We start from the raw sequence: 26523 nt of genomic DNA, 5'->3' as shown, positions 1-26523 counted from the left end.
AACTGACGGCGGGCGATGACTGTACGTTGATGGGCGGCGATAAAAGCGTTTTGACGGCGGGCAAGAACAGCATCCTGGTGGGCGGCGCCCGCAGCAAGCTCATTGGCAGCCTGGGTTCGACGCTGACCGGAGGCGAAAATGCGACGCTGATTTTCCGGTGCTGGAACGGCAAGCGCTACAAGAATGTCGTGGCGCATACCGGCAAGGATGGCGTAGAGGCGCATGTGCCGTATCAGGTGGATGAGGCGGATAACATTGTCACCAAGCCCGACGAATAACCTTGTAGCCGGTTGGGCCACCCTCGCAGATTGAGGGTGGCCATGGTGTTACGACTTAGTAGCCGAGCGACAACCCGGTATTCCTGCGCGGGTCATTGGCCCCGTAGAAACGGTTCTTGCCCACCGGCTTGCCTTCCAGCGAAGGTGCACCGACCAGGATTGCCGCCACATGGTTGGCATCCTGCGGCCCGGCAAACTTGTGCCCCCAGCTTTCGAGCATCTTCACCGTGTCAGGACTGGTGGTGAAGGTCTCCAGATTGGTTTCTTCCGGCAGCCATTGCTGGTGGAAACGGGGTGCATCGACCGCTTCCTGGATGTTCATGCCGTAGTCGATCACGTTGAGGATCGTCAACAAGGTGGCGGTGATGATGCGGCTGCCGCCGGGGGTGCCGACGACCATGACCACTTTGCCGTCCTTGGTGACAATGGTCGGGCTCATGGACGACAGCGGTGCCTTGCCGGGAGCGATGGCGTTAGCTTCGCCTTGCACCAGGCCGTACATGTTGGGCACGCCGATTTTCGAGGTGAAGTCGTCCATTTCGTCGTTGAGGATGACCCCAGTTTTGCTGGCCATGACCCCGGCGCCGAACCAGTCGTTGAGGGTGTAGGTCACCGACACCGCGTTACCCCATTTGTCGACGATGGAGTAATGCGTGGTGTTGCTGCCTTCATGGGGCGCTACGCCGGGCTTGAGTTCGCTGGATACGGCGGCCTTTTTCGGATCAATCGCGGCGCGGATTTTAGTCGCGTAGTTTTTGTCCAGCAGGTGGGCGATCGGATTGTTCACGAAGTCCGGGTCGCCGAGGTAGCTGTTGCGGTCCACATACGCGTGGCGCATCGCTTCGATCTGGTAATGCATGCCTTGGGCCGAGCGGTAGCCCAGGTCTTTCATCGGGTAGCCGTCGAGGATGTTCATGATCTCGCAGATCACCACGCCACCGGAGCTTGGCGGCGGTGCCGACACCACGTGATAACCCCGGTAGTCGCACTCGATCGGCGCCAGTTCACGGGTCTTGTATTTGTCGAGGTCGGCCTGGGTGATGATGCCCTTGTTGGCCTGACTGGAGGTGACGATGGCGTCGGCCACCCAGCCTTTGTAGAAACCGTCTTCGCCCTTCTCGGAAATTTCCCGCAGGGTTTTCGCCAGATCCTTCTGTACCAGTTTTTGCCCGACCTGCATCGGCTCGCCGTTGCTCAGGAAGATCGCGCCGGAATCCTTGATGTCCTTCTTGAACACGTCGGTGGCGTATTCCAGCAATTCGACATCGCCCTGCTCCAGCACAAAACCGTCTTCGGCGAGTTTGATAGCCGGGGCGATAACTTCCTTACGGGGTTTGGTCCCGTATTTCTTCAGCGCCAGTTCCATGCCGGACACGGTGCCTGGCACGCCAACGGCCAGGTGGCCTCGGGTACTCAGGTCCGGGACCACATTGCCCTCCTTGTCGAGGTACATGTTTGCAGTGGCAGCCAGGGGGGCTTTTTCGCGGAAATCGAGGAAGGTCTTGCGCCCGTCCGCCAGTTGTACGGTCATGAAACCACCACCACCCAGGTTACCCGCGGCGGGATAGACCACCGCCAGCGCATAACCCACCGCGACGGCGGCATCGACGGCGTTACCACCGTTCTTGAGCACATCGACGCCCACATGGGAGGCCAGATGCTGGGCCGTGACGACCATGCCGTTTTCGGCCGCGACCGGGGCCACGGAGGCCGCGTAAGCACTGAGGCAACTGAGCGCCAAGGAGGTCGCAATCAGCGATTTGGCAAAAGGTTCGAACTTCATGAGTCGGTCTCTTTTTGTTTTTAGGCTCTGTTTAAAAACGGAGAAAACGTTTCAATAGCAGTAGGCAGTATGGCTGGGATTGCGTATTGCGCCTCCCTGTCGAGGCAGTATGCTTGGCCTCTGTTCAGCCCTTCTGCGGAGTTCGCCGGCATGTCTTACACCTTCACCACCATGGCGTCTCCGGTCGGCGAGCTGAAGCTGGTCGCGAAAGATTCAAGACTGGCAGCCATCCTCTGGGAAAACGACAAACCGAACCGCGTTAAGCTCGGGCCGATGAGTGAAGCGGTGGACAACCCGATTCTGGTGCGTGCCGTTAAACAGCTGCAGGAATACTTTGCCGGCACACGAAATCGCTTCGAGCTGGAACTGGATTTTGCCGGGACGGACTTTCAGAAGAAGGTATGGCAGGCGCTGCTGACCATTCCGTTTGGTGAGACTCGCAGTTACAGCGAGATTGCCGAGCAGATTGGCAACCCGAGCGCAGTCCGGGCGGTGGGCGCGGCGAATGGCAAGAACCCGATCTCGATTGTTGCACCGTGCCATCGGGTGATTGGTGCGTCCGGGAAACTCACCGGGTTTGCTGGCGGGCTTGAGGCGAAGGAGCGGTTGCTGACGCTTGAGGGTTGCGAGTGGTCGGGGGGTAGCCGAACAGGCGATTTATTTTAAAACTGATTCATCGGAGCCTCTGTGGCGAGGGGATTTATCCCCGTTCGGCTGCGAAGCAGTCGTGAATTCAGACGACGCTGTGCATCAGATCGACCGTGCATTCAGGTTTTACGACTGCTGCGCAGCCGAACGGGGATAAATCCCCTCGCCACAGGACAGCTGCTACAGGGGGGCAGGAGTCGTTCAGGCAAAGATGTTTTTCATCGCCGCATACTGAAGCAACATGATGGTCTTCGCATCGCAGATTTCCCCGCTATAAAACGCCTCAAGCGCCTCGTCGAATGTCCACTCCAGCACTTCCAGTTCTTCGGTCTCTGCTTCCAGTCCACCGCCCTCGCTGACTTTCGACGCGGCGTCATATTTTGCGATGAAGAAGTGCAGTTTTTCGGTGACCGAGCCTGGGCTCATGTAGGCCTCGAACACCTTTTGCACGTGGTGAACGCGATAGCCGGTTTCCTCTTCGGCTTCGGCGCGGATGCGTTCTTCCGGTGCCGCGCCTTCGAGCAGCCCCGCCGCTACTTCGATCAGCAAACCATCGTGGCCGTTGACGAACACCGGCAGCCGAAACTGACGCGTCAGTACGACAGTTCTTTTATCGCGATTGAACAACAGCATCGCCACGCCATTGCCACGGTCGTACACCTCGCGGGTCTGGCGCTGCCAGTCGCCGTTATTACGCAGATAGTCGAAGGTGATTTTCTTCAGCAGGTACCAGTCGTGGGACAACACTTGGGACTCAATGATGTTGACCCGTTCGGCTGTGTTCGCCATCACAAAGCATCCTTTTTTTCGTCAGAAGGTCCACATGGTAGGCGAAAACGAAAAAGCCCGGCATCTCTGCCGAGCTTTCTTTTTACTGCTGCCTGGCAACGTCAGGTATCGCGTTGCCTTCTTCGTGGGAAGAGAGCCGGCTGCCATGAATCAACGGCCCGTAACGACGGCTGAACTCCCAGTTGTAAGGCACGTGGTCCTTATTGACTCCGTTGTCCCAATTCACCGACCAGGTCATCAGACCCTTGATCGAAAGCCCCTTGGCGTCGAGACGCTTGAAGGCATTCACCACTGCCACCGGGTTGATCACGTAACCGGTGGCCGCCGCGTCGACGTTGGCGGGCAGGCCGATCACGAACTTGTCCGCCGGAATCCTGGTGAACCCGCGAGTGCCGCTCACCAGACTTTCGGTCAGGTAAAACAGGAAGTCCTCTTTCAGCGCGTCGTTGTTCTGGGCAATCCACGCGCCATTGCCGTTATTGGTTTCCGGCACCCAGATTCCGTCACCGCCCTGGTTGTAGTACTGCGGGGCGATGAAGTCGTAATAGCCTTCCAGGGCCTGAATGTAGCCGACGTATTTGCCGGCGGTGGTCAGGTACGGAAACTCCGGCGCCATGCTGATAATGAAGTGTTTGCCTTCAGCGGCGTAATGGTCCTTGACCCGTTTCAGCGCGGCAGGCAGGACGGACTTGTTGTCGGCGAAATCAATCGCACTCTGTTCAAGATCGATGTCCAGCCCATCGAAGCCGTAGGTTTCCACCAGACGGATGATTTCATTGGCCAGTGGCAGCTCGTTGCCTTTGTGCAGCTCGATGTGCGCGTCGGCGCCACCCAGGGAAATCAGCACCGCCCTGCCCTGGCTGTTCAGCACGCCGACCTGGCGACGGAACTCGGCGTCGGACAGGTTGTACGGCTTGAAGGTCGGGATGCCGTTGCCCTTCATGAAGGCCACGGCCACCACGTTGTACTCCTTGGGCACATCCTGCAGCGCGATGTTGGCGAATTGGCCGCGCTGGTAACCGTCGCTCGGTCCGGCGGGCCAGTTGTGCCAGAAACCCATGAGGATCTTTTTTTTACCGGCAATGCTCGGCATCAACGACGCCGCATCGGCGAGTGGCGATTTCAGTAACGTAAAGTCGAAAGTAGACATGTTCTATTCCTTGAACGTGTTGGGTTTAACACCGCGGGCCTATTTGAAGTCCACGTCGAACGCTTGGTAGAAGGCGTTGCCGGTGTTGGCCACGATCCACATCAGCACAATCACGTGATGGCCCTTTTTGTTGCCCGGCAATTTCACTTCGTGATTGACCTTGGCCTTCATCTCGGCGGAATGGCTGTAGTACGGGACCTGGGTGTAGAAGTCGTCATAGAACGATTTTGCCTCCAGTTGCGCACGACTGATGCGCTGTTTCGGGTTCCAGCCATCCTTGGTGATGAACCAGCTGTAGCCACGGGTGACGTGAGGGGCGGTGTATTCCCAAGTGACTTTGAAGGTCTGGCCGGGGTCGACATTCAACAAAGGCCAGGAGAACGGGCGGCCGAGCTTGAGGCTCATTTCCTCGTTGGTGAAGTTGATGCAGTCACGGGCATCAGATTTGCCCCCACTGAGGATCAAGCCGTCGGCAGGTGGCGTGACACTGTCGCTGTCGGTTTGATACGGCGCCGGAAATGGCCCGGCCGTCAGCGATGGGAAGTTCTTGCCACCTTCCATTTCGTTGACTTGCCAGTTACCCAGCAGCCCCTGCTCTACGGCCACCGCACCGCGGCTGGAAGGGGATGTGACACGACCGTGTCGAAGTTGAGGTTGAGTCTGTGGTTGGTTCATTTTTTTCACTCCGTTGATTTAAGAACTCTCCTTCCTGAGGAGAGGCCTTCAACCTAACGGAGCTGTTTTTTTTGTCCATCGACCCATTTTTGGTGCGGATGAGTCTGCTGTGGCAGACCACCCGCAAATACTGGATATACAACCAGTACTCTGATCCAAGTCCTACGTCCTGTGTAGCAAATGGATTACAGCGCAAGGCAGCAATCGGGGGCTTCATGCGGCCTAGGAAAGCTGTGCCTTGTATTCCTTCTCGTACTGCCCGGCCAGGGACTCTTTCTGCTTGTCGTCGAGCAGTTTGCCGGCCATCTGGAAGAACTTCTGTTCTTCCTCTTCCAAGTGGTGATGGACCTTCTCGGAAAGCTTCTTGGCGGTCGCCAGCCAGGCCGGGTTGGACATTTCCGTCTCATCCAGCTCCTCCATCATTTCATCCATTTCGTGGTGCTCGGAGATGGCATGGCGGCTGAGGTCGACGCCGTTGTCGAACTCCATCAGCGGTATGTAGAAATGGCGCTCTTCGGCGGTTTCGTGGGCCTGGAGTTCAGACTTGAGCTGTTTGTAAGCCTCGACCCGTTCCGGCGTGTCACCGCTGGTCCTGATGAGCGCTTTGGCATAGGTGCGTTGGCGGTCGTGACTTTCACGCAGGGCTTCAAAAATATTCACGGGTGATCCTCATTGGCCGCGTTCTGGAATGACGCTGTTTAGGCTAGACATCCGGGCGCGAGCGAGGGTTCCACTCAAGAGACTGGAACAACCGCCGGGGCACACGGTAGGCTTGCGGGTGTTGTCCCCTCATGGCCATAAGGATTTAGCTGATGGAACTGCGAATCGAACAGTCGCAAAACCCCACCGAAGACGAAGAGCAGGCGATTCTGCTGCCGTTGCGCGCCTATAACGCCTCAAAGGCCGGTGTCTCGAAGCAGGAGCCCATTGCCCTGCTGATCCGCGACGAACACGACGAGATTCTCGGCGGCCTGCATGGCCGGGTTTTTTATCAATGGTTGTATATCGAGTTGCTGTCGGTGCCGGAACAGGCTCGAGGGCAGGGCTTAGGCACCCAGCTGATGCGGATGGCCGAAGACCTGGCACGGGAGAAGGAATGCATCGGGGTCTGGCTCGACACCTTCGACTTCCAGGCGCCGGAGTTCTACAAGAAGCTGGGCTACAGCGAGGTAGGCCAGATTGTCGACTATCCGCCGGGACATAAGCGCTTCTTTTTCCAGAAGCGCCTGGTCAACGACGTATAACCTGTGTGGGCAGCCCCATTTATGTGATCAACACCGGATCATTGTGGGAGCGGGCTTGCTCGCGAATGCGGTGCGCCAGGCAACATTGATGTCGTCTGATACACCGCATTCGCGAGCAAGCCCGCTCCCACAGGGGGGTACTGCGTCAGCCTTCAGATCAGAGGCAGGTCGCAAGCGCCGCAAGCCGGCGCTTGGCCACAAAGTCGTCACGCTGCGCGTAGTAACTCAAAACGGTGCCTGACGCATCGGTGGTCACGTCCACGAAGGACTCAGCCGAACGCGTGTAGACGGTGGACCCGCTCTTCTCACCGGGCTGCAGATACGCCCCGGCATCGACACCGAACACCGCCTCGTCCTGCCAGGAAAACTGCACGCACTGGGCGACGACTTTTTCCGGCTTGTCCGATTTCAGGGTTTTGTAAGGGGCTTTGGTGCGGGCATCGTTCATCACCGAGCCGGCGCATCCCGCCAGCAACGTCACGGCCAGCGCCACCATCAGAATTCGCATTGTGTTCGCTCATCAAGAAAAAGCGGACTGTATCACCGTGGCACGGCGTATCGTTCTGCTTTACTTCATTTATACCGCGACACCGAGTGACGATTCGCGCACCCTGTCGCGCCATTAACGTCGCATCGCCCATTTTACCGGGCCAATTTTTCTGGAAAGGTCATGACCCCCAACGCCGAATATTACAAACCGACCGCCGAATACGCTGACAAGCTGATCAGCCAGATCGGTCAGACACCGTCCTGGATCGCCAAGCGAATTGGCGTCACCGACAAACGAATCCGTTACATCCTCGACGGCGAACGCACCGTCAAAGGCGAAACCACGCCGATCCAGATGACCTACCCCGAGCAGTTTGCGCTCGAGTGTCTGGCCGCTGCGGCCAAGGCCAGCAAGAAGCAATCTTCGTAACCCCAGCCTCAAGGAGCGACCATGGCGGCAACCGAACAGCAACACGAGCAGGCGCTGAAGACGTTTCTCGATGAGCGCCCAGAACTGCGCGTCGAACTCGACAACCTCAACCCGCTGTTGGCTCAGGCCAAGGGCGAGACTGCCGAGCAGTATCGCGACGAGCGCTTGCATGAGGCCTTCGAAGCCGAAGCCGAGCGCCTGGGTTTGTTTGCCTGGGAGCTCACGCTGCAACTGACCGCCGCAACGCCTGAAGACTACGAGACTCAGCGCCTGGAAGTGCACAAGGAAGTGGCCGAGATGGCGGGTATGGACTGGCTGGAGTATTGCGAGTTATATGGATTGAGCAAGTGACCGTGACGGTCGCTGCCTGAGGACGACTTCCGCCGATGCTGCCATCCCTCTCGACGTCTCGCGCCAGCCCCGGCCACCTGCATATCCAGAAATGGCGCGGACGCATCGGCATGGCGCTGGTGGCCGCGCTCTCGGTGCTCGCGGGCATGACCGACGCCATTGGCTTCATGGCCAGTGGCGATTTTGTCTCCTTCATGAGCGGCAACACCACCCGCCTCGCCGTGGCCATCAGCGACGGCGATCTCGGGCTGACCTTGCGCCTGTTGATTCTCGTGGCGACCTTCATCGTCGGCAACGCCTTGGGCATTGTCGTCGGCCGCTTGGGTGGCCGCCGGGCGCTACCCTTGCTGCTGTGCATCGCGATGCTGCTCTGCGGCGCCGCAGCCTGGCCTTATGACGAACAATTGCCGGCGCTGCTGGCGGCGATCATCGCCATGGGCATGCTCAACGCGGCGGTGGAAGAAGTGAATGGCCTGCCGGTCGGTCTCACCTACGTCACCGGCGCCCTGTCGCGCTTCGGGCGCGGGCTGGGACGGTGGATGCTCGGTGAGCGGCGCAATGGCTGGCGGGTTCAGTTGATTCCCTGGACGGGGATGTTCGCCGGTGCAGTGATTGGCGCGGTGCTGGAACATCACCTTGGGCTCAAGGCGTTGTTTGTCAGTGGGTTGCTGGCCGGGGCGATCGGGTTGCTGTCGCTGAAAATCCCGCGGCGTTGGCAGTTGGGGTATATGCCGCGTTGAGCGGTGCCTGTCAGGCAGCCATCGCGAGCAGGCTCACTCCCACAGGGGTTTTGTGGTGGATTTCAATGTTGTGTACGACACAAATTCCTTGTAGGAGCGAGCCTGCTCGCGATGGCCGCGACTCGGTCTACGAGTAAACCCCCTTCGCCGCCCCGGCGATAAAGCTTTATCATGGACACAGTTTTGCTGATCGAGTCCGTCATGAAGTTCGCCATCGCGCTGTTTTCCGCCGCCCATGCGCCCTCCTCGCGCCGTGCCTTGCTGTTTGCCCAGGCTGCGCTGGCCGGCGGGCATGAGATTGTCCGGCTGTTTTTCTATCAGGACGGCGTCTACAACGCCTCCGGCAGCGTGGTCACGCCCCAGGATGAGCTGGACGTGCCCAAGCAATGGCGCGCCTTTGTCACCGAGCATCAGCTGGACGGCGTGGTGTGTATCGCCGCCGCCCTGCGCCGTGGCGTGTTGAACGAAGAGGAAGCAGGGCGCTATCAGCGTGACGCTGTTGCGGTGAGTGCGCCGTGGGAATTGTCCGGCCTCGGCCAGTTGCATGACGCGGTGCAAGACGCTGACCGCCTGATCTGTTTCGGAGGCGCCTGAGATGGCTAAATCCTTGTTGATCATCAGCCGTCAGGCCCCGTGGTCCGGGCCGAACGCGCGCGAAGCGCTGGACATCGTGCTGGCCGGCGGCGCGTTCGACCTGCCGATCGGCTTGCTGTTTCTCGATGACGGCGTGTTTCAGCTCGCCGCGAAACAAAACGCCAAGGCCCTGCAACAAAAGGACCTGAGCGCCAACCTGCAAGCGTTGCCAATGTTCGGTGTTGAAGACTTGTTCGTCTGTGGCGACAGCGCTGCCGAACGGGGCCTGGACCTCGACGGTCGGTCGCTGGAAGAAGCCCAGGTGCTGGCCGCCCAGGAAATCTCTGCACTTATTGACCGTTACGACCAGGTGATCACCCTCTGATGTCGACTTTGCATGTGTTGTCTCATTCCCCGTTCGGCGATGACCGCCTGACCAGTTGCCTGCGTGTGATCGGCACGAACGATGCGCTTTTGCTGACCGGCGACGCGGTGTATGCGTTGCAGCCGGGTACCGCGCCGTTCAACGCGCTGAACGCTCTCCGTTTGAATCTGTTCGTACTGGCCGAAGATGCCCAGGCTCGCGCCCTGGAGATTCCTGAAGCGGCCAAGACCATTGATTACCCGGCCTTCGTCGAGCTGTCGATTCACTACGACAAGGTCAACAGTTGGCTATGAATTCCCTGACGCTCGGCGCTCGCGCCATCGAGTTGGACAAGGACGGGTTCCTGGTCGAACTCAGCGATTGGTCCAATGAAGTGGCCACCGCCCTCGCCGCTGCCGAAGACATCGAGTTGAGCCCGGAGCACTGGGAAATCCTCGAATTGTTGCGCAGCTTCTACGCCGAATTCCAACTGTCCCCGGCCACTCGCCCGCTGATCAAGTACACCGCGCTGAAGCTCGGCCCGGAAAAAGGCAACAGCCTGCACCTGAACCGACTGTTCAAAGGCACCCCTGCCAAACTCGCCGCGAAACTGGCGGGTCTGCCCAAACCGACGAATTGCTTATGACCGACTTTCCAGCGCTGACCCTCGAAACGCCCGCCGAACACCCGTTCGCCCAGTTCGTACGGATCCTCGGCAAAGGCAAGCGTGGCGCCCGCGACCTGACCCGGGTCGAAGCACGGGAAGCCATGGGCATGGTGCTCGACGACAAGGTCGAGGACACCCAGCTCGGCGCGTTCCTGATGCTGTTGCGGCACAAGGAAGAAAGCGCCGAGGAAATGGCCGGCTTCACCGAAGCCCTTCGTGAACGATTGAACCCGCCAGCGCTGGCGGTGGATCTGGACTGGCCGACGTATGCCGGCAAGAAGCGTCATTTGCCGTGGTATCTGCTGGCGGCCAAATGCCTGGCGCAGAACGGTGTGCGCATCTTCATGCACGGCGCTGGCGCCCACACGGCCGGCCGGCTGTACAGCGAGCAGTTGCTGGATGGATTGAGCATTCCGCTGTGCCGCGACTGGCAGCAGGTGGGCACGGCACTCGATAACGGTGGCCTGGCGTTCATGCCGCTGGTGGTTTGGGCACCGCAACTTCAGCGCATGATCGACCTGCGCAACACTTTGGGCCTGCGTTCGCCGATCCATTCCCTCACCCGCATCCTCAATCCGTTGGGCGCTCGCTGCGGCCTGCAAAGCATTTTCCACCCCGGCTACCAGGCGGTGCATCGCGATGCCAGTGGTTTGCTCGGCGACACCGCGATTGTGATCAAGGGCGATGGTGGCGAAATCGAGATCAACCCGGACGCCGACAGCCATCTGTACGGCACGACCGGCGGCGAAAGCTGGGACGAGGAATGGCCGCAGTTGTCGACCCAGCGCCACGTCAAACCCGCCTCGCTCGATCCTGAGCATTTGAAAGCGGTATGGCGCGGTGATGTGGTCGACAGTTACCCGCAAATGGCCCTGATTTCGACCATGGCCCTCGCGTTGCGCGGCCTCGGTCAGACTCGCGAACGCGCCTTCGAAACGGCCCAACAGTACTGGGATGCTCGAGACAGATCGATTTAACCGATCATAACGCTCCAACCTTTGCGCTTTTTTATCGAACCTATGCGAATAGACTCCTCTCCAACGCTTATCGGTTGAGGAGTCTTGAACATGGGTTTGTTGGTTGAAGGTCGCTGGCATGACCAGTGGTACGAAAGCAGCAAGGATGGCGCATTTCAGCGTGAACAGGCGCAGCGTCGCAACTGGCTGACCGTCGATGGCAAACCCGGCCCGACGGGTGTTGGTGGTTTTGCGGCCGAGGCCGGGCGCTATCATCTCTATGTGTCCCTCGCCTGTCCGTGGGCTCACCGCACGCTGATCCTGCGCAAACTCAAAGGACTCGAAAGCTTTATCGATGTGTCAGTGGTCAGTTGGCTGATGCTGGAAAACGGCTGGACCTTCGACCAGAACCTCGGATCGACCGGCGACAAACTCGATCACTTCGACTTCATGCACCAGCGTTACACCGCCGACACCGCCGACTACACCGGCCGCGTCACTGTGCCGGTGCTCTGGGACAAACAGCAAAACCGCATCGTCAACAATGAATCGGCGGAGATCATCCGCATGTTCAATGGCGCTTTCGATGATTTGACTGTCAATGACCTGGATTTCTATCCGGCGCCGTTGCGCGGCGAGATCGATGCGTTGAATGAACGGATTTATCCGGCGGTGAACAACGGCGTTTATCGGGCAGGGTTTGCCACGTCGCAGTCGGCTTATGAAGAAGCGTTCGATGGATTGTTCGCGGAACTGGATCGCCTGGAAGAGTTGTTAGGCGCCAATCGTTACCTGGCCGGTGAATACCTGACCGAAGCTGATATCCGCCTGTTCACCACGCTGATTCGCTTTGACGCGGTGTATCACGGCCACTTCAAGTGCAACCTGCGGCGGATTACCGATTATCCGAATCTGTCGAACTGGCTGCGGGAGATTTACCAGTGGCCGGGGATTGCCGAGACGGTGGATTTCCAGCACATCAAGAATCACTACTACGGCAGCCACAAGACCATCAATCCTACCGGGGTTGTGCCGAAAGGGCCGGCGCAGGATTTCACGGCAACCCATGATCGGGCGCGGTTGAGTGGGAAAGGGGTTTGGCGCAGGGCCTGAGGTGTGTGAAGCATTTGAGGGCCCCTTCGCGGGCAAGCCTCGCTCCTACAGGTTATGTGTTCACTCAGCACGCAACCAAGGAGCGAGGCTTGCCCGCAAATGAGGCGACTCGGTCTTCAGACTTGCGCCTGAGCACCCTCGAACCACGCCAGTTTTTCGCGCAATTGCACCACTTCCCCAACGATCACCAGCGTCGGCGCATGCACTTCATGCTCCGCCACCAGCCGTGGCAAATCGGCCAGCGTACCGGTAAACACCCGCTGATTGACCGTGGTGCCCTGCTGAATCAACGCCGCTGGGGTGTCTGCCCCGCGACCATGCTTGATCAACTGCTCGCAAATGATCGGCAAGCCCACCAGCCCCATGTAGAACACCAGGGTTTGCGCTGGTGCGACCAAGTCGGCCCACGGCAAATCGGTGGAACCGTCCTTCAAGTGCCCGGTGACAAAACGTACCGACTGCGCGTAATCGCGGTGAGTCAGCGGAATCCCGGCGTACGCCGCGCAACCGCTGGCGGCCGTGATACCTGGCACCACCTGGAACGGGATGCCATGGGCCGCCAGTTCTTCGATCTCTTCACCGCCGCGACCGAAGATGAACGGATCACCGCCCTTCAATCGCACGACCCGCTTGCCTTGCTTGGCCAGATCCACCAGTTGCTGGTTGATCTGATCCTGAGGCACGGCGTGATCGGCGCGACGCTTGCCGACGTAGACCCGCTCGGCATCGCGACGACACAAATCGAGAATCGCCGGGGCGACCAAACGGTCGTACAACACCACATCGGCTTGCTGCATCAGACGCAATGCACGGAAGGTCAGCAAATCTGGATCACCTGGACCTGCACCCACCAAATACACTTCACCGGTGGCGACCGGCGCTTCGCCATTGATCTTCGCCAGCATCAAGCGCTCGGCTTCAGCGCCCTGCCCGGCCAGTTGCCGATCGGCAATCGGGCCCTGGAATACATCTTCCCAGAACGCCCGACGCTGCTGCACATCCGGGAACAGGCCTTTGACCTGACTGCGAAAACGCGCCGCCAGACCGGCCAGTTGACCGTAGGTGGAAGGAATCCAGGTTTCCAGCTTGGCGCGGATCAACCGCGCCAGTACCGGCGCATCGCCGCCGCTGGACACCGCAATAATCAAGGGAGAGCGGTCGACGATTGCCGGGAAGATCACGCTGCACAAGGCTGGCGCATCCACCACGTTGACCGGCACGCAACGCCGATGGGCATCGGCAGAGACTTGCGCGTTCAGCGGTTCGTCGTCGGTGGCGGCAATGATCAGCCCGCAACCGTCCAGGTCCGCTGCGACGTAGCCCCGTAAAAGGCATTCGCCACCGCTGCCGGCAACCAATTCGCGCAGCTGCGGTTCGATTTCAGGTGCGACCACCCGCAGCAGCGCACCGGCTTCGGCCAGCAGGCGGGATTTGCGCAAGGCAATCTCCCCCCCGCCGACGACCAACACACGACTGCCGCGAAGGTTATGAAACAGCGGCAGATAGTCCATTTAGCCGATGACCTCGAGGCCACCCATGTACGGTTTCAGCACTTCAGGCACACGGATCGAACCGTCGGCCTGCTGGTAGTTTTCCAGCACCGCCACCAGCGTACGACCGACCGCCAGGCCGGAGCCGTTCAGGGTGTGGACCAGTTCAGGCTTGCCGGTTTCCGGGTTGCGGAAACGCGCTTGCATACGACGGGCCTGGAAGTCGCCGCAGTTGGAGCACGACGAAATCTCGCGGTATTTGTCCTGGCTCGGAATCCACACTTCCAGGTCGTAGGTCTTGACCGCGCTGAAACCCATGTCACCGGTGCACAGCGCAATCGTGCGATAAGGCAATTCAAGCAGTTGCAGGACTTTTTCAGCGTTGGCCGTCAGGCCTTCCAACGCCTCCATCGAGGTCGACGGCTCAACGATCTGGACCATCTCGACCTTGTCGAACTGGTGCTGACGGATCATGCCGCGGGTGTCACGGCCCGATGCACCGGCTTCGCTGCGGAAGCACGGGGTGTGGGCGACGAACTTGATCGGCAGCAGTTTGGAATCGACGATCTCGCCGGCCACGATGTTGGTCAGCGATACTTCTGCGGTCGGGATCAGGTACAGATCGGCTTCGCCTTCGCGGCTGATCTTGAACAGGTCTTCTTCGAACTTCGGCAGCTGACCGGTGCCTTGCAGCGCAGGCGCCTGGACCAGATAAGGCGTGTAAGCCTCTTCGTAACCGTGTTCGCTGGTGTGCAGGTTGATCATGAACTGCGCCAAGGCGCGGTGCATACGGGCAATCGGGCCGCGCAACAGGGCGAAACGGGCGCCGGACAGCTTGGCGGCGGTTTCGAAGTCCAGCCAGCCGAACTTCTCGCCCAAGGCCACGTGGTCCTGAACCGGGAAATCGAAAGCGGTCGGGGTGCCCCAGCGGCGCACTTCGACGTTGCCGTCTTCGTCATCACCGATGGGGACGGATTCGTGCGGCAGGTTCGGGATGCCGAGCAGAATCGAGTCCAGATCGGTCTGGATCCCGTCCAGCTCGACTTTACCGGCGCTCAACTCGTTCGCCATGCGCTCGACGTCGGCCATCAGCGGCGCGATGTCTTCGCCGCGCTGCTTGGCCTGGCCGATGGTTTTGGAGCGCGCATTACGTTCAGCCTGCAGTGCTTCGGTGCGGGTCTGGACGGTCTTGCGCTGTTCTTCCAGCGCTTCGATGCGCGCAACATCCAGCGTGTAACCACGGGATGCCAGGCGGTCCGCTACGTCCTGAAGGTTGCTACGTAACAGTTTGGAATCGAGCATGTCGGTCTCTCGTTATCAAAGTTTGGTCAAGGACAGGCCAGCCCAGGTCGCGAGCAGCCCTCCGAATACGCTGATGGCAGCATAGCCCAGGGCCAGCGGCATTTGCCCGGTTTCCAGCAGGCGCACCGTATCCAGTGAAAAGGATGAAAAAGTCGTCAGCCCCCCGAGGAAGCCGACCATCAACCCGGCGCGCACCTCAATCGGCACCTCCGGGCGGATCAAAAACAGACCGTATAGAACGCCGATCAGCAAACAGCCGACGATATTAACGGCCAGCGTCGCGGTATAGAAGTGCCGCGGCCAATTAGCATTGATCCAGTTACCGGTAGCAAAGCGCAACAGTGTCCCGGCGACACCGCCGACGGATACCGCAATGACCAAAGGAATCACTATGTTCTCCGCTGCCGGGGGCTCAGACGGTCAAGTTGTGCGAGGTGATTGAGCTTTTCGCCGATCTTCAGCTCAAGGCCGCGAGGCACTGGCTGATAGAACGGTTGTGGCTCAAGTTCGTCCGGGAAGTAGTCTTCGCCAGCGGCGTAAGCGTCCGGCTCATCGTGCGCGTAACGGTATTCATCGCCGTAACCCAATTGCTTCATCAGTTTGGTCGGAGCGTTACGCAAATGCAGCGGCACTTCCAGCGAACCGTGTTCGGTGGCGCTGCGCATGGCGGCTTTGAAACCCATGTACACCGCGTTGCTTTTCGGCGCGCAAGCCAGATAGGTGATGGCTTGGGCCACCGCCAATTCGCCTTCGGGACTGCCGAGGCGCTCCTGCACTTCCCATGCCGCGAGGCACAGGCTCAGGGCGCGCGGGTCGGCGTTGCCGATGTCTTCGCTGGCCATGCGCACCACGCGCCGGGCCAGGTACAGCGGGTCGCAACCGCCGTCGATCATCCGCGCGAACCAGTACAGCGCGCCGTCGGGATTGGAGCCGCGCACCGATTTATGCAGCGCGGAAATCTGGTCGTAGAACGCTTCGCCGCCCTTGTCGAAACGCCGACGGGTATCGCCGAGCAGGCTTTGCAGCAGATCGACGCCGATCTCGCTGTTGTCTTCTGCCAGGTCCGAGGCGTTTTCCAACAGGTTGAGCAGACGGCGGCCATCGCCATCAGCGGCGGACAACAGCATCTGGAAGCCTTCATCGCTGAGGGTCAGTTGCCGCTTGCCCAGGCCACGCTCTTCGGTCAGCGCGCGATGCACCAGTTTGCGCAGGGCCGCTTCGTCGAGGCTCTTGAGCACGTAGACACGTGCCCGGGAGAGCAAGGCGTTGTTGAGTTCGAACGAGGGGTTTTCCGTGGTCGCGCCGATGAAAATCAGCGTGCCGTCTTCAACGTAGGGCAGGAATGCATCCTGCTGCGACTTGTTGAAGCGATGCACTTCGTCGACGAACAGGATGGTGCGTTTGCCGTATTGGCCGGCCTGCTGCTTGGCGATTTCCACCGCCTGACGGATTTCCTTCACGCCGGCCAATACCGCCGAGACCGTTTCGAAGTGCGCGTCCGAGACTTCCGCCAGCAACCGCGCCAGGGTGGTTTTGCCCACGCCGGGCGGGCCCCAGAAGATCATCGAGTGCAGGGCACCCTGCTCCAGGGCTTCGCGCAAAGGCTTGCCGCGAGCGAGCAGGTGTTCCTGACCGACGTACTCGTCCAGATTGGCTGCGCGCAGGCGTGCGGCCAAAGGCTGAGCTATCGGGGCACTGCGAAACAGGTCCATCACTGCTTATGAAACCTCACTGATTCTTTATCCCTTGTAGGAGCGAAGCTTGCTCGCGAAAGCGGTGTGTCAGTCGCCGTGAATGTCGTCTGGAAAACCGCTTTCGCGAGCAAGCTTCGCTCCTACAGGGACTTGCGGTTTATTCCTGGATCACATCGGCACCCTTGGGGATGTCGAACTTGAACTTGGACGCCGGGATCGGCTCGTTGGCCTTCACGCCGGTGAACAGGATGTTGGTGCGCTGACCGACGCTGTCGATCAGTTGCATGTCATTGACCAGGCCATTGCGGAACGACAGACGCAGGCTGTCGAACAGGGTGTCCTTGGTTTTCGGCTTCAAGGTGAAGTCGATCACGCCACCGGCTTCCTTGGCGCTGATGTCGAAGCTCTGGCTGATCTTGGACACGTCACCGGACAGCAGCAACGCCGGGGTCTGGGTCAGGCGCTGGTCGAGGGTCTTGATGGTGACCTGCTCCAGGTCCGGGTCCCACAGGGACACCTTCTTGCCATCGGAGACCATCAATTGCTCTTGCGGTGCGTCGGTGTGCCAGTAGAACAGGCCGGGACGCTGCAGGGACATTTGCCCGGCGGTTTCCTGCAATTGAGTGCCGCCGCCATCCAGCGTCAGCTGAGAGAAGCGTGCAGTCAGGGTCTGGGATTTTTCCAGCAGTTGGGTCAGACGCGCCACGTCCTTGTCATCGGCGTGGGCCGAGAGCGTGGTCAAAGCCAGTACCGGCAGCAACAGCATGCGGATAAGACGCATGGGAGTCCTCATAACATTCGTGGGAGTTCGGGCGGCGCATCACTGCGCCATCCTTTCAAATCAAATCAGTCGCGTACCGGGCCAGGCGCCAGGACTTCACGCGAACCGTTGGTATTCATGGACGTCACGACCCCGGCCATTTCCATGGCTTCGATCATGCGCGCGGCGCGGTTGTAGCCGATCTTCAGCTTGCGCTGAACCGCAGAGATGGACGCCCGACGGCTTTCCAGGACGAACTGCACCGCTTCGTCGTAGAGCGCATCGGATTCGCTGTCTTCGTCGCCACCGCCACTGCCGCCGTCGAAACCGCTACCGGCCTCTTCGACACCGGCCAGGATCTCGTCGTTGTATTCCGGGGCACCGCGCAGTTTCCAGGCTTCAACCACCCGGTGAACCTCGTCATCGGACACGAACGCACCATGGACCCGGATCGGCAGGCTGGTGCCCGGCGGCATGTAGAGCATGTCACCGTGGCCCAGCAGTTGCTCGGCGCCGCCCTGGTCGATGATCGTCCGGGAGTCGATCTTGCTCGACACCTGGAACGCCATACGCGTCGGAATGTTGGCCTTGATCAGACCGGTGATCACGTCAACCGACGGACGCTGGGTCGCGAGGATCAAGTGGATACCGGCCGCACGGGCCTTCTGGGCGATACGGGCGATCAGTTCTTCAACTTTCTTGCCGACGATCATCATCATGTCGGCGAATTCGTCGACGACCACGACGATGGTCGGCAGCTTGGTCAGCAGCGGTGCTTCGTCGTGAATGCTTTCGCGCTTGTACAACGGGTCAGTCAGCGGCGTACCGGCGTCCTGGGCTTCCTTGACCTTGGCGTTGAAGCCGGACAGGTTTCGTACGCCCATCTTCGCCATCAGTTTGTAGCGACGCTCCATCTCCGCCACACTCCAGCGCAGGGCGTTGGCCGCGTCCTTCATGTCGGTCACGACCGGGCACAGCAGATGCGGAATGCCTTCGTAGATCGACAGCTCGAGCATTTTCGGGTCGATCATGATCAGCTTGGCGTCTTCCGGGCCGGACTTGAACAGGATCGACAGGATCATCGCGTTCACACCCACCGACTTACCGGAACCGGTCGTACCGGCCACCAGCAAGTGAGGCATTTTCGCCAGGTCAGTAATGACCGGCTTGCCGCCGATGTCGTGGCCCAGGGCCAGGGTGACCGGTGACTTGAAGTTGTCGTACTCAGGCGTCGACAGCACTTCGGAGAACCGCACGATCTGGCGGTCCTCGTTGGGAATCTCGATACCGACGGTGGTCTTGCCCGGAATCACTTCCACTACACGAACGCTGGTCACAGCCAGGGAACGCGCCAGGTCTTTCGCCAGGTTGGAGATGCGACTGACTTTGACGCCGGCGGCCGGCTGGATTTCATAACGGGTAATGACCGGGCCTGGGTGGATCGAATCCACCGAGACTTCGACGCCGAATTCCTTGAGTTTGATTTCCAGCAAGTGGCCGACGGCTGCCAGCGACTCCGGGGAGTAGTTGAGTTGTTTCTTTTCGGCCGGGTCGAGAATCGAGATCGGCGGCAAGGTGCCTTCGACAGCGCTGTCGACGAACAACGGCGCCTGTTTCTCTTTCTCCACGCGCTTGCTCGGCGCTGCCGGCTTGGGAGGTGCTGGCGCGATGACGGGCGGCACCTGCTTCTCGCGTTCCGACATGTGCTTGCTCAGGGCCTGCTCACGCTCGATCAGGCGCTCCTTGACCTTGGCTTGCTCGCGCTTGTCCGTCACCGTCGGAGCGACCACGTCATGCACGCGATCGTCGACTTCACGCAACTGCGCAACCAGTTGTTTGCGCTCGACACGGGCGGCCCACCAGCGATTGGCCGCGCCCTGGAACAGTTCGAACAGGTCGAGGGTGATCTTGCCGGTGACGTCCATCACCTTGAACCACGACAGGTCGGTGAACACCGTCAGGCCGAACAGGAACAGTGCGATGAACAACAGCGTGCTGCCCTGGATGTTCAGCGCGTTCCTGGCCAGGTCACCAAGGCTTTCGCCCAGCGCGCCGCCAGCACCGGCCGGCAAACCGGTCGCCGCATGGAAATGGATATGCGCCAGGGCCGCGCCCGACAGCACCAGAAACACCAGGCCGATCAGGCGCCAGGAGAACAGCCAGCCGCTCCACTGCCACTGTTCGTGGCGCTGACGGAAGATCTGATACGCCTTGATCGCCAGCAACAACGGGAAGATGTAGGCGAAGTAACCCAGCACCATGAACAGAATGTCGGCGCTATAGGAGCCGACCGGCCCGCCGAAGTTCTGCACGTCGTCGATCTTGCTGTTATGGCTCCAGCCCGGATCGTCCTTGCCATAGGTCAACAAGGCCATCATCAGGAACAGGCACAAGCCGCCGATGGCGATCAATGCACCTTCCTTGAGCCGGTAGTGCAAGTGCTGGCGCCAGAGCGGAACGACGACTGTTTTGGGTGCTGCGGTGGATTTCTTCAAAACGCTTCTTTTCCTGCGCCCAAGGCGCGTCCATCTGTTGAATGACTATAAAAAACTGCCCAATCCAGGCAGGTAAAAAAGTTAACACGCGCAACTGGGACTACTTTTAACACTGCACCCCGGTTTTTATAAACACGGCACGCACAGCTAATTTTGTTACAACCACTGTTACAGACGGCATTGTACGGGTTTGTTCGCCCGATGCCATGCTTGAAGTCCTTCGGTGTAGCATAGCCAAACGCAGGTTACGCGCGGTTCAATTTGAGCATGCATTCTCTTTTGTGACAAAGGCTTATGAGGTGTTTTTATGAGCGAACCGAAGCATTCCCGCCTGATCATTCTGGGTTCCGGCCCTGCCGGATACAGCTCAGCCGTTTATGCCGCACGCGCCAACCTCAAACCCGTTGTCATCACCGGCATACAGGCAGGTGGCCAGCTGACCACCACCGTCGAAGTCGATAACTGGCCCGGCGACGTCGAAGGCCTCACCGGCCCAGTGCTGATGGAACGCATGCAAAAACACGCCGAGCGCTTTGCCACAGAGATTGTTTACGACCATATCCACACCGCCAAGTTGCAACAGCGCCCGTTCGAGTTGATCGGCGATGGCGACACTTACACCTGCGACGCTCTGATTATCGCCACCGGCGCTTCAGCGCAGTACCTGGGACTGCCTTCGGAAGAAGCCTTTGCCGGCCGAGGGGTTTCGGCCTGCGCCACGTGCGACGGTTTCTTTTATCGCAATCAAGTGGTCGCCGTCGTCGGCGGCGGCAACACCGCGGTTGAAGAAGCGCTGTACCTGTCGAACATCGCCAAGGAAGTCCACCTGATTCACCGGCGCGACAAGTTGCGCTCGGAGAAGATTCTTCAGGACAAACTCTTCGAAAAAGCCGCCAACGGCAATATCCGCCTGCACTGGAATCAGAATCTCGATGAAGTGCTCGGCGATGCCAGCGGCGTGACCGGCGCCCGCCTGCGCGACAGCCTCACGGGCGAAACCAGTGAATTGGCGCTGGCCGGCGTGTTCATCGCCATCGGCCATAAACCCAATACCGACCTGTTCGAGGGCCAGCTGAAAATGCGTGACGGCTACCTGCTGATCAGGGGCGGCAGCGAAGGCGACGCCACGGCCACCGAGATCCCGGGCGTGTTCGCCGCCGGCGACGTGGCCGATCACGTTTACCGCCAGGCCGTGACCTCCGCCGGGGCTGGCTGCATGGCCGCGCTGGACGCCGAGAAATACCTCGACGACATTCCCACCGTTTGACGGCACACTTTACGGCGGCCCCACCAGCCCGCCACCGCCCTCCCCTCCTGCAAGCCCGGATGCCATGCTGACTTGGTTACAACGCAACACCCTGACGTTCCCGCCGCTGGAAAAAGCCATGCGCGACCCCAACGGACTGTTGGCCGCGGGCGGCGATCTGTCCGCCGATCGTCTGATTCAGGCTTACCGCCACGGCTGCTTTCCATGGTTCTCGGAGGGCCAGCCGATCCTTTGGTGGTCGCCGGATCCGCGCACCGTCTTATTTCCCGACGAACTGCATGTCTCACGCAGCCTGAGTAAATTGTTGCGTCAACAACGCTATCAAGTGACCTTCGATCAGGATTTTGCCTCGGTGATCAGCGCCTGCGCCGCACCCCGCGAGTATGCCGACGGGACCTGGATCACCGATGCGATGCAGTCCGCTTACCTCGAACTGCACAAGCGTGGCTACGCGCATTCCGTCGAGGTCTGGGACGATGGCGTGCTGGTGGGCGGACTGTACGGCTTGGCGATGGGTCAGCTGTTTTTCGGCGAGTCGATGTTCAGCCGCGCCGACAACGCCTCGAAATATGGCTTTGCCACCCTGGTGCAACATCTGAAAGACTCAGGTTTTGTGCTGATCGACTGCCAAATGCCGACCGACCACCTGCACAGCCTCGGCGCCCGAGCGATTCCTCGGCGCGACTTCGCCAATTTCCTCGCGCAGCATCTGGATCAACCCAGCCGTGCAACCTGGGTTTGCTGAGCGACTTTTGCGCGCGTGGCTTACACTTAATTCAAAGTTACCCCGAGGGTTGATCATGACCGAGTTGGCGCGTTTGAAGTTTTATGCCACTCAGCCCCACTCTTGCAGTTATCTGCCCGAGGAGCAGGCTACCACGCTGTTCCTCGACCCTAGTCAGCCCATGGATGTGCATGTCTACGCAGACCTGTCTGAAATGGGTTTTCGTCGCAGCGGCGATCATCTCTACCGGCCTCATTGCCAGAATTGCAATGCGTGCGTCCCGGCACGCATCCCCGTGGCGCAATTTACCCCCAACCGCCAGCAGAAACGCATCTTCAAACGTAACGCCGACCTGCAAGTGCGCCCGGCCAGGCCGCAATTCAGCGAAGAGTATTTCGATCTCTATCAGCGCTACATCGAACAACGTCACGCCGATGGCGACATGTACCCGCCGAGTCGCGACCAGTTTGCGACGTTCCTGGTGCGTGACCTGCCGTTCTCGCGGTTTTACGAATTCCGTCTCAAAGGCCAGCTGCTGGCAGTCGCCGTGACCGATTTGCTGCCGAACGGTCTGTCGGCGGTTTACACCTTCTACGAGCCCGATGAAGAACGCCGCAGCCTGGGTCGCTACGCGATCCTCTGGCAAATCGGCGAAGCCCGACGTCTTGGGCTGGGAGCGGTCTACCTCGGCTATTGGATCAAAAACTGCAAAAAGATGAGCTACAAGACGCAATATCGCCCTATCGAACTGCTGATTAATCAGCGCTGGGTCATCCTGAACTAGAACCCCTTGGCTTAAACCCCATTTTTCGGGCACAATGCACGCCGCTTTTGCCTGGCGCAGTTGCACCGGGCCATTCATTGGACACCGAGGGCTTTACTGCATGTCGAAAGAAGACAGCTTCGAAATGGAAGGCACTGTCGTCGACACCCTGCCCAACACCATGTTTCGTGTGGAGTTGGAAAATGGGCACGTCGTAACCGCGCATATCTCCGGCAAGATGCGCAAGAACTACATCCGTATTCTTACCGGTGACAAAGTGCGCGTCGAGCTGACGCCCTATGACTTGAGCAAAGGGCGCATCACTTACCGCGCTCGCTAATCAAGTCAATACAAAACGCCCGGTTTATGCCGGGCGTTTTTGTTTGTCTGGGATTTAATTGGCGCCCCCCCCTGTAGGAGTGAGCCTGCTCGCGATGGCGTCATGTCAGTGACATCAATATTGGCTGACATGACGCTATCGCGAGCAGGCTCACTCCTACAGGGGATCGCGGTGATTTGATAGACAGCAAAAAGGCGCCTTTCGGCGCCTTTTGCTTTGTCGCGGTTAACGTCAGGCCATTTCGGCCGTGGTTTCGAACTCGAAGGTCAGCTCGCCGTCCTTGAGGTCGATGTGCACCACGCCACCATGGTCGGCCAGTTCGCCAAAGAGGATCTCTTCCGCCAGCGGACGCTTGATCTTATCCTGGATCAAGCGCGCCATTGGTCGAGCGCCCATCGCCGAGTCGTAGCCACCCGCCGCCAGCCAGCTGCGCGCAGCGTCGGTCACTTCCAGCTGCACGCGTTTGTCTTCCAACTGCGCCTGAAGCTCGGTAAGGAACTTGTCCACTACGCTTTTGATGACCTCATGACTGAGGCGACCAAACTGGATAATAGTGTCCAGACGGTTGCGGAACTCCGGCGTGAAGCTCTTCTTGATCACTTCCATCGCATCGGACGAGTGGTCCTGATGGGTGAAACCGATCGAAGCACGCGCCGCTGTTTCGGCACCGGCGTTGGTCGTCATGATGACGATCACGTTACGGAAATCCGCCTTGCGCCCGTTGTTATCGGTCAGCGTACCGTGGTCCATGACTTGCAGCAGCAGGTTGAAGACTTCCGGATGCGCCTTCTCGATTTCATCGAGCAACAGCACGCAGTGAGGCTGCTTGGTGATGGCTTCGGTCAGCAGGCCGCCCTGATCGAACCCGACATAGCCAGGAGGCGCACCGATCAGACGCGATACGGTGTGGCGCTCCATGTACTCGGACATGTCGAAACGAACCAGCTCGATGCCCAACGCCTTGGCCAGTTGACGCGCCGCTTCGGTTTTACCGACACCGGTCGGCCCTGCGAACAGGAACGAACCGACAGGCTTGTCAGGCGACTTGAGGCCGGCACGGGACAGTTTGATCGCGGTCGACAGTGAGTCGATGGCGGCATCCTGGCCAAAAACTGTCAGCTTCAGGTCACGCTCAAGGTTACGCAGCAACTCTTTGTCGGAGCTGGTGACGTGCTTAGGCGGAATCCTCGCGATTTTCGCAACGATGTCCTCGACCTGAGGCACTTCGATGCGTTTCACGCGTTTCTCGATTGGCTGCAGACGCTGATAGGCGCCCGCCTCGTCGATGACATCGATGGCTTTGTCCGGCATGTGCCGGTCATTGATGTAGCGCGAAGCCAGTTCGGCAGCCGCACGCAACGCTTCATCGCTGTACTCGATGTTGTGGTGCGCTTCGAAACGCCCTTTCAGGCCGCGCAGGATGCCAATGGTGTCTTCCACCGAAGGCTCCGACACATCGACTTTCTGGAAGCGCCGGGCCAAGGCACGGTCCTTCTCGAAGATCCCGCGGAATTCCTGGAACGTGGTCGAACCGATGCAACGGATATCGCCCGACGAAAGTAGCGGCTTGAGCAGGTTCGAGGCATCCATGACGCCACCGGACGCGGCACCCGCACCAATGATGGTGTGGATCTCGTCGATGAACAGGATCGCCTGCGGACGTTTTTTCAGCTCATTGAGCAGCGCCTTGAAGCGCTTCTCGAAATCGCCGCGGTATTTGGTCCCGGCCAGCAAGGCGCCCAGATCGAGGGAATACACCACGCTGTTGGCCAGCAAGTCCGGCACCTGGTTGTCGACAATGCGTTTGGCCAGGCCTTCGGCAATCGCGGTTTTACCCACGCCCGCCTCGCCCACCAACAGCGGATTGTTTTTGCGACGACGCGCCAGGATCTGCGCAACGCGCTCGACTTCCAGCTCACGGCCTACCAATGGATCGATACGACCCTGGCGCGCGAGCTCATTGAGGTTGCTGGCATAAGCATCCAGAGGATTGCCTGAAGATGAAGACTCACCGCCCTCGTCGTCCTGCATATCTTGCTCACCTTCAGAGTGATCGCCATGCCCCGGCACTTTGGAAATGCCGTGTGCGATGTAGTTGACGACATCGATGCGCGCAACGCTCTGCTGTTTCAGCAGGAACACTGCCTGACTCTCTTGCTCACTGAAGATCGCGACCAGTACGTTGGCGCCAGTCACTTCGCGTTTGCCCGAGCTCTGTACGTGAAAGACAGCACGCTGCAGAACACGCTGGAAGCCCAGGGTTGGCTGGGTTTCACGATCCTCGTCATGCACGGGGATCAATGGCGTGGTGGAGTCGATGAACTCCTGCAGATCGTGCTTGAGTTTGTCGAGGTTTGCGCCGCAGGCACGCAATACGGTGGCGGCAGCCTCATTGTCCAATAGCGCCAGCAGGAGGTGTTCGACGGTCATAAACTCATGACGCTTCGATCGGGCCTCCTTGAAGGCAAGATTGAGGGTGACTTCGAGCTCGCGGTTTAACATAGCTTCACCTCATACCCAAGTGGTCGGCGATTAACCGTCCTTCTCGATTTCACAGAGTAGCGGATGCTGGCTTTCCCTGGCGTACTGGTTGACCTGCATGGCCTTAGTCTCGGCGATGTCGCGGGTAAACACTCCACATACTGCCCGTCCTTCTGTGTGGACGGCCAGCATGACCTTGGTCGCCAGCTCTCGATTCAGGTTAAAAAACACCTCGAGTACTTCGACGACGAAATCCATCGGTGTGTAGTCATCATTGAACAAAACCACCTTGTACATCGGCGGCGCCTGTAAAGCAGGCTTGGCCTCCTGAACAGCAATGCCTGCGGAATCGTCGTCGTGTTCCTCCGGATGATCTTTTTGGAGAGTCGGGCGATCCTGATTGAATGTTAGTCGAATCTGGCTGATTGCATGCATGGAAAGAAAGGTTCGTCAGTTGTGCAAATACAGTGATGGGGGCGACCATTGCCGATTTCAACTCCGACTGCCTGGTCACCTTGACTATCGGCAAAACGGTGTTACAACCAATAGAGCCCACAGTGGGTAAAAAAGGTCCGCGGAGTCAATCTTATTTCTAAAGAACAGACTGCGGATGTACTGGATGATACTCCAGTGATGGAGTCTGTTGCAGAGGGATATGGGTATGTCAGGCGACAAGAACGCAGAGCCAGTCAAAGGCACTGTAAAAGGCAAGGTCAAATGGTTCAACAATGCCAAGGGTTATGGATTCATCAACAAGGATGGCGATAGCGAAGACCTGTTTGCCCATTATTCGGCCATCCAGATGGACGGTTATAGAACCCTGAAAGCCGGCCAAGCGGTCGTCTTTGACATCATCCAGGGACCCAAAGGTTTGCATGCCATCAACATCGGCACACCCGAGGACGCTCAGGCAGTCCCTGCGCCTGCCACTCAGCAGGCCGTTACGGCGTAAACCGG

The 26523-nt window shown here is 59.3% G+C and carries 30 protein-coding genes and 1 pseudogene; 17 read left to right on the top strand and 14 right to left on the bottom strand.

Annotation, left to right across the window (positions count from 1 at the left end; all coding sequences use genetic code 11):
- Positions 1-29 precede the first annotated feature (29 nt).
- Positions 30-278, top strand: coding sequence for a hypothetical protein (locus ACYZTM_RS26360; RefSeq protein ID WP_305955875.1), 249 nt, complete (start codon positions 30-32; stop codon positions 276-278).
- A gap of 55 nt (positions 279-333) precedes the next feature.
- On the opposite strand, the gene ggt is transcribed toward ACYZTM_RS26360, so the two are convergent.
- Positions 334-2061 (bottom strand): gamma-glutamyltransferase, encoded by a 1728-nt coding sequence (gene ggt / locus ACYZTM_RS26355; protein ID WP_131062393.1) that lies wholly within the window; start codon positions 2059-2061, stop codon positions 334-336.
- A gap of 150 nt (positions 2062-2211) precedes the next feature.
- On the opposite strand from ggt, the gene ACYZTM_RS26350 reads away from it, so the two are divergent.
- A complete protein-coding gene (locus tag ACYZTM_RS26350) occupies positions 2212-2727 on the top strand; it encodes a methylated-DNA--[protein]-cysteine S-methyltransferase (RefSeq protein WP_461985444.1) in 516 nt (171 codons plus the stop codon).
- A 183-nt stretch (positions 2728-2910) separates the two neighbouring features.
- On the opposite strand, the gene ACYZTM_RS26345 is transcribed toward ACYZTM_RS26350, so the two are convergent.
- The 4 genes and pseudogenes from ACYZTM_RS26345 to ACYZTM_RS26330 all read right to left on the bottom strand — a co-directional run bounded on the left by ACYZTM_RS26345 (position 2911) and on the right by ACYZTM_RS26330 (position 5983).
- A complete protein-coding gene (locus tag ACYZTM_RS26345; protein ID WP_461985442.1) occupies positions 2911-3498 on the bottom strand; it encodes an NUDIX domain-containing protein in 588 nt (195 codons plus the stop codon).
- 145 nt (positions 3499-3643) lie between these two features.
- A pseudogene (locus ACYZTM_RS26340) lies at positions 3644-4648 on the bottom strand (chitinase); the annotation flags it as partial.
- Positions 4649-4687: 39 nt separating this feature from the next.
- Entirely contained in the window at positions 4688-5323 is a 636-nt protein-coding gene (locus tag ACYZTM_RS26335; protein WP_131062397.1) for a lytic polysaccharide monooxygenase auxiliary activity family 9 protein, read from the bottom strand.
- Between the two features lie 222 nt (positions 5324-5545).
- Complete coding sequence (locus ACYZTM_RS26330; RefSeq protein ID WP_131062398.1) at positions 5546-5983, bottom strand: hemerythrin domain-containing protein; 438 nt, start codon at positions 5981-5983, stop codon at positions 5546-5548.
- A 152-nt stretch (positions 5984-6135) separates the two neighbouring features.
- On the opposite strand from ACYZTM_RS26330, the gene ACYZTM_RS26325 reads away from it, so the two are divergent.
- Entirely contained in the window at positions 6136-6567 is a 432-nt protein-coding gene (locus ACYZTM_RS26325; RefSeq protein ID WP_461985439.1) for a GNAT family N-acetyltransferase, read from the top strand.
- Between the two features lie 157 nt (positions 6568-6724).
- Here the strand turns inward: ACYZTM_RS26325 and ACYZTM_RS26320 are convergent, their stop codons facing one another.
- The gene (locus ACYZTM_RS26320) at positions 6725-7075 is read right to left on the bottom strand and encodes a hypothetical protein (protein ID WP_131062400.1); all 351 of its coding nucleotides are present in this window, start codon (positions 7073-7075) and stop codon (positions 6725-6727) included.
- Between the two features lie 162 nt (positions 7076-7237).
- Between ACYZTM_RS26320 and ACYZTM_RS26315 the strand changes: the two genes are divergently transcribed.
- The 9 genes from ACYZTM_RS26315 to ACYZTM_RS26275 all read left to right on the top strand — a co-directional run bounded on the left by ACYZTM_RS26315 (position 7238) and on the right by ACYZTM_RS26275 (position 12250).
- Positions 7238-7486 carry a hypothetical protein gene (locus tag ACYZTM_RS26315; protein WP_008154823.1) on the top strand — a complete coding sequence of 83 codons (249 nt, stop codon included), beginning with the start codon at positions 7238-7240 and terminating at the stop codon, positions 7484-7486.
- Between the two features lie 21 nt (positions 7487-7507).
- Positions 7508-7837 carry a DUF6388 family protein gene (locus ACYZTM_RS26310; RefSeq protein WP_131062402.1) on the top strand — a complete coding sequence of 110 codons (330 nt, stop codon included), beginning with the start codon at positions 7508-7510 and terminating at the stop codon, positions 7835-7837.
- Positions 7838-7872: 35 nt separating this feature from the next.
- Complete coding sequence (locus ACYZTM_RS26305) at positions 7873-8577, top strand: YoaK family protein (RefSeq protein ID WP_461985436.1); 705 nt, start codon at positions 7873-7875, stop codon at positions 8575-8577.
- A 201-nt stretch (positions 8578-8778) separates the two neighbouring features.
- Entirely contained in the window at positions 8779-9171 is a 393-nt protein-coding gene (gene tusD, locus ACYZTM_RS26300) for a sulfurtransferase complex subunit TusD (RefSeq protein ID WP_461989218.1), read from the top strand.
- Between the two features lies 1 nt (position 9172).
- Positions 9173-9535 carry a sulfurtransferase complex subunit TusC gene (tusC, locus tag ACYZTM_RS26295; protein ID WP_461985434.1) on the top strand — a complete coding sequence of 121 codons (363 nt, stop codon included), beginning with the start codon at positions 9173-9175 and terminating at the stop codon, positions 9533-9535.
- Positions 9535-9828 carry a sulfurtransferase complex subunit TusB gene (gene tusB / locus ACYZTM_RS26290; protein WP_131062406.1) on the top strand — a complete coding sequence of 98 codons (294 nt, stop codon included), beginning with the start codon at positions 9535-9537 and terminating at the stop codon, positions 9826-9828. Before tusC ends, tusB begins: the two co-directional genes overlap by 1 nt.
- Entirely contained in the window at positions 9825-10160 is a 336-nt protein-coding gene (locus ACYZTM_RS26285) for a TusE/DsrC/DsvC family sulfur relay protein (protein WP_131062407.1), read from the top strand. Before tusB ends, ACYZTM_RS26285 begins: the two co-directional genes overlap by 4 nt.
- Positions 10157-11158 carry a glycosyl transferase family protein gene (locus tag ACYZTM_RS26280; protein ID WP_461985432.1) on the top strand — a complete coding sequence of 334 codons (1002 nt, stop codon included), beginning with the start codon at positions 10157-10159 and terminating at the stop codon, positions 11156-11158. Before ACYZTM_RS26285 ends, ACYZTM_RS26280 begins: the two co-directional genes overlap by 4 nt.
- Before the next feature lie 90 nt (positions 11159-11248).
- A complete protein-coding gene (locus ACYZTM_RS26275; RefSeq protein ID WP_461985430.1) occupies positions 11249-12250 on the top strand; it encodes a glutathione S-transferase family protein in 1002 nt (333 codons plus the stop codon).
- 116 nt (positions 12251-12366) lie between these two features.
- Here ACYZTM_RS26275 and cysG read toward each other — a convergent pair whose 3' ends face one another.
- The 6 genes from cysG to ACYZTM_RS26245 all read right to left on the bottom strand — a co-directional run bounded on the left by cysG (position 12367) and on the right by ACYZTM_RS26245 (position 19991).
- The gene (gene cysG, locus ACYZTM_RS26270) at positions 12367-13761 is read right to left on the bottom strand and encodes a siroheme synthase CysG (protein WP_131062410.1); all 1395 of its coding nucleotides are present in this window, start codon (positions 13759-13761) and stop codon (positions 12367-12369) included.
- Entirely contained in the window at positions 13762-15042 is a 1281-nt protein-coding gene (serS, locus tag ACYZTM_RS26265; protein WP_131062411.1) for a serine--tRNA ligase, read from the bottom strand.
- 15 nt (positions 15043-15057) lie between these two features.
- The gene (gene crcB, locus ACYZTM_RS26260; protein ID WP_131062412.1) at positions 15058-15432 is read right to left on the bottom strand and encodes a fluoride efflux transporter CrcB; all 375 of its coding nucleotides are present in this window, start codon (positions 15430-15432) and stop codon (positions 15058-15060) included.
- On the bottom strand, positions 15432-16754 hold the full coding sequence (locus tag ACYZTM_RS26255; RefSeq protein WP_131062413.1) for a replication-associated recombination protein A: 1323 nt from the start codon (positions 16752-16754) through the stop codon (positions 15432-15434). Before ACYZTM_RS26255 ends, crcB begins: the two co-directional genes overlap by 1 nt.
- Before the next feature lie 139 nt (positions 16755-16893).
- Complete coding sequence (gene lolA / locus ACYZTM_RS26250) at positions 16894-17517, bottom strand: outer membrane lipoprotein periplasmic chaperone LolA (RefSeq protein WP_131062414.1); 624 nt, start codon at positions 17515-17517, stop codon at positions 16894-16896.
- Between the two features lie 65 nt (positions 17518-17582).
- Positions 17583-19991, bottom strand: coding sequence for a DNA translocase FtsK (locus ACYZTM_RS26245; RefSeq protein WP_131062415.1), 2409 nt, complete (start codon positions 19989-19991; stop codon positions 17583-17585).
- Between the two features lie 307 nt (positions 19992-20298).
- On the opposite strand from ACYZTM_RS26245, the gene trxB reads away from it, so the two are divergent.
- The 4 genes from trxB (at position 20299) to infA (ending at position 23085) form a co-directional block, all read left to right on the top strand.
- Positions 20299-21258 (top strand): thioredoxin-disulfide reductase, encoded by a 960-nt coding sequence (gene trxB / locus ACYZTM_RS26240; RefSeq protein WP_131062416.1) that lies wholly within the window; start codon positions 20299-20301, stop codon positions 21256-21258.
- A gap of 64 nt (positions 21259-21322) precedes the next feature.
- Positions 21323-22003, top strand: coding sequence for a leucyl/phenylalanyl-tRNA--protein transferase (gene aat, locus ACYZTM_RS26235; RefSeq protein ID WP_461985426.1), 681 nt, complete (start codon positions 21323-21325; stop codon positions 22001-22003).
- A 55-nt stretch (positions 22004-22058) separates the two neighbouring features.
- Positions 22059-22766 carry an arginyltransferase gene (locus tag ACYZTM_RS26230; protein WP_131062418.1) on the top strand — a complete coding sequence of 236 codons (708 nt, stop codon included), beginning with the start codon at positions 22059-22061 and terminating at the stop codon, positions 22764-22766.
- Positions 22767-22866: 100 nt separating this feature from the next.
- On the top strand, positions 22867-23085 hold the full coding sequence (gene infA / locus ACYZTM_RS26225) for a translation initiation factor IF-1 (RefSeq protein ID WP_002553999.1): 219 nt from the start codon (positions 22867-22869) through the stop codon (positions 23083-23085).
- 231 nt (positions 23086-23316) lie between these two features.
- Here the strand turns inward: infA and clpA are convergent, their stop codons facing one another.
- Positions 23317-25587 (bottom strand): ATP-dependent Clp protease ATP-binding subunit ClpA, encoded by a 2271-nt coding sequence (clpA, locus tag ACYZTM_RS26220; protein ID WP_007946437.1) that lies wholly within the window; start codon positions 25585-25587, stop codon positions 23317-23319.
- 30 nt (positions 25588-25617) lie between these two features.
- Entirely contained in the window at positions 25618-26001 is a 384-nt protein-coding gene (gene clpS, locus ACYZTM_RS26215; RefSeq protein ID WP_034146919.1) for an ATP-dependent Clp protease adapter ClpS, read from the bottom strand.
- Between the two features lie 220 nt (positions 26002-26221).
- Between clpS and cspD the strand changes: the two genes are divergently transcribed.
- Complete coding sequence (gene cspD / locus ACYZTM_RS26210; RefSeq protein ID WP_461985423.1) at positions 26222-26518, top strand: cold shock domain-containing protein CspD; 297 nt, start codon at positions 26222-26224, stop codon at positions 26516-26518.
- Positions 26519-26523 lie beyond the last annotated feature (5 nt).

This window comes from Pseudomonas sp. MDT2-39-1 (assembly GCF_054898085.1).
The sequence above is the reverse complement of the archived record's forward strand: the minus strand, read 5'-3'. Positions and strand labels throughout refer to the sequence as shown.

Bases quoted from the DNA above. Each gene is read 5' to 3' on its own strand.
- ACYZTM_RS26360 (WP_305955875.1), top strand. From the start codon at position 30: ATGGGCGGCGATAAAAGCGTTTTGACGGCGGGCAAGAACAGCATCCTG.
- ggt (WP_131062393.1), bottom strand. From the start codon at position 2,061: ATGAAGTTCGAACCTTTTGCCAAATCGCTGATTGCGACCTCCTTGGCG.
- ACYZTM_RS26350 (WP_461985444.1), top strand. From the start codon at position 2,212: ATGTCTTACACCTTCACCACCATGGCGTCTCCGGTCGGCGAGCTGAAG.
- ACYZTM_RS26345 (WP_461985442.1), bottom strand. From the start codon at position 3,498: ATGGCGAACACAGCCGAACGGGTCAACATCATTGAGTCCCAAGTGTTG.
- ACYZTM_RS26335 (WP_131062397.1), bottom strand. From the start codon at position 5,323: ATGAACCAACCACAGACTCAACCTCAACTTCGACACGGTCGTGTCACA.
- ACYZTM_RS26325 (WP_461985439.1), top strand. From the start codon at position 6,136: ATGGAACTGCGAATCGAACAGTCGCAAAACCCCACCGAAGACGAAGAG.
- ACYZTM_RS26320 (WP_131062400.1), bottom strand. From the start codon at position 7,075: ATGCGAATTCTGATGGTGGCGCTGGCCGTGACGTTGCTGGCGGGATGC.
- ACYZTM_RS26315 (WP_008154823.1), top strand. From the start codon at position 7,238: ATGACCCCCAACGCCGAATATTACAAACCGACCGCCGAATACGCTGAC.
- ACYZTM_RS26310 (WP_131062402.1), top strand. From the start codon at position 7,508: ATGGCGGCAACCGAACAGCAACACGAGCAGGCGCTGAAGACGTTTCTC.
- ACYZTM_RS26305 (WP_461985436.1), top strand. From the start codon at position 7,873: ATGCTGCCATCCCTCTCGACGTCTCGCGCCAGCCCCGGCCACCTGCAT.
- tusD (WP_461989218.1), top strand. From the start codon at position 8,779: ATGAAGTTCGCCATCGCGCTGTTTTCCGCCGCCCATGCGCCCTCCTCG.
- tusC (WP_461985434.1), top strand. From the start codon at position 9,173: ATGGCTAAATCCTTGTTGATCATCAGCCGTCAGGCCCCGTGGTCCGGG.
- tusB (WP_131062406.1), top strand. From the start codon at position 9,535: ATGTCGACTTTGCATGTGTTGTCTCATTCCCCGTTCGGCGATGACCGC.
- ACYZTM_RS26285 (WP_131062407.1), top strand. From the start codon at position 9,825: ATGAATTCCCTGACGCTCGGCGCTCGCGCCATCGAGTTGGACAAGGAC.
- ACYZTM_RS26280 (WP_461985432.1), top strand. From the start codon at position 10,157: ATGACCGACTTTCCAGCGCTGACCCTCGAAACGCCCGCCGAACACCCG.
- ACYZTM_RS26275 (WP_461985430.1), top strand. From the start codon at position 11,249: ATGGGTTTGTTGGTTGAAGGTCGCTGGCATGACCAGTGGTACGAAAGC.
- cysG (WP_131062410.1), bottom strand. From the start codon at position 13,761: ATGGACTATCTGCCGCTGTTTCATAACCTTCGCGGCAGTCGTGTGTTG.
- serS (WP_131062411.1), bottom strand. From the start codon at position 15,042: ATGCTCGATTCCAAACTGTTACGTAGCAACCTTCAGGACGTAGCGGAC.
- ACYZTM_RS26255 (WP_131062413.1), bottom strand. From the start codon at position 16,754: ATGGACCTGTTTCGCAGTGCCCCGATAGCTCAGCCTTTGGCCGCACGC.
- lolA (WP_131062414.1), bottom strand. From the start codon at position 17,517: ATGCGTCTTATCCGCATGCTGTTGCTGCCGGTACTGGCTTTGACCACG.
- trxB (WP_131062416.1), top strand. From the start codon at position 20,299: ATGAGCGAACCGAAGCATTCCCGCCTGATCATTCTGGGTTCCGGCCCT.
- aat (WP_461985426.1), top strand. From the start codon at position 21,323: ATGCTGACTTGGTTACAACGCAACACCCTGACGTTCCCGCCGCTGGAA.
- ACYZTM_RS26230 (WP_131062418.1), top strand. From the start codon at position 22,059: ATGACCGAGTTGGCGCGTTTGAAGTTTTATGCCACTCAGCCCCACTCT.
- infA (WP_002553999.1), top strand. From the start codon at position 22,867: ATGTCGAAAGAAGACAGCTTCGAAATGGAAGGCACTGTCGTCGACACC.
- clpA (WP_007946437.1), bottom strand. From the start codon at position 25,587: ATGTTAAACCGCGAGCTCGAAGTCACCCTCAATCTTGCCTTCAAGGAG.
- clpS (WP_034146919.1), bottom strand. From the start codon at position 26,001: ATGCATGCAATCAGCCAGATTCGACTAACATTCAATCAGGATCGCCCG.
- cspD (WP_461985423.1), top strand. From the start codon at position 26,222: ATGGGTATGTCAGGCGACAAGAACGCAGAGCCAGTCAAAGGCACTGTA.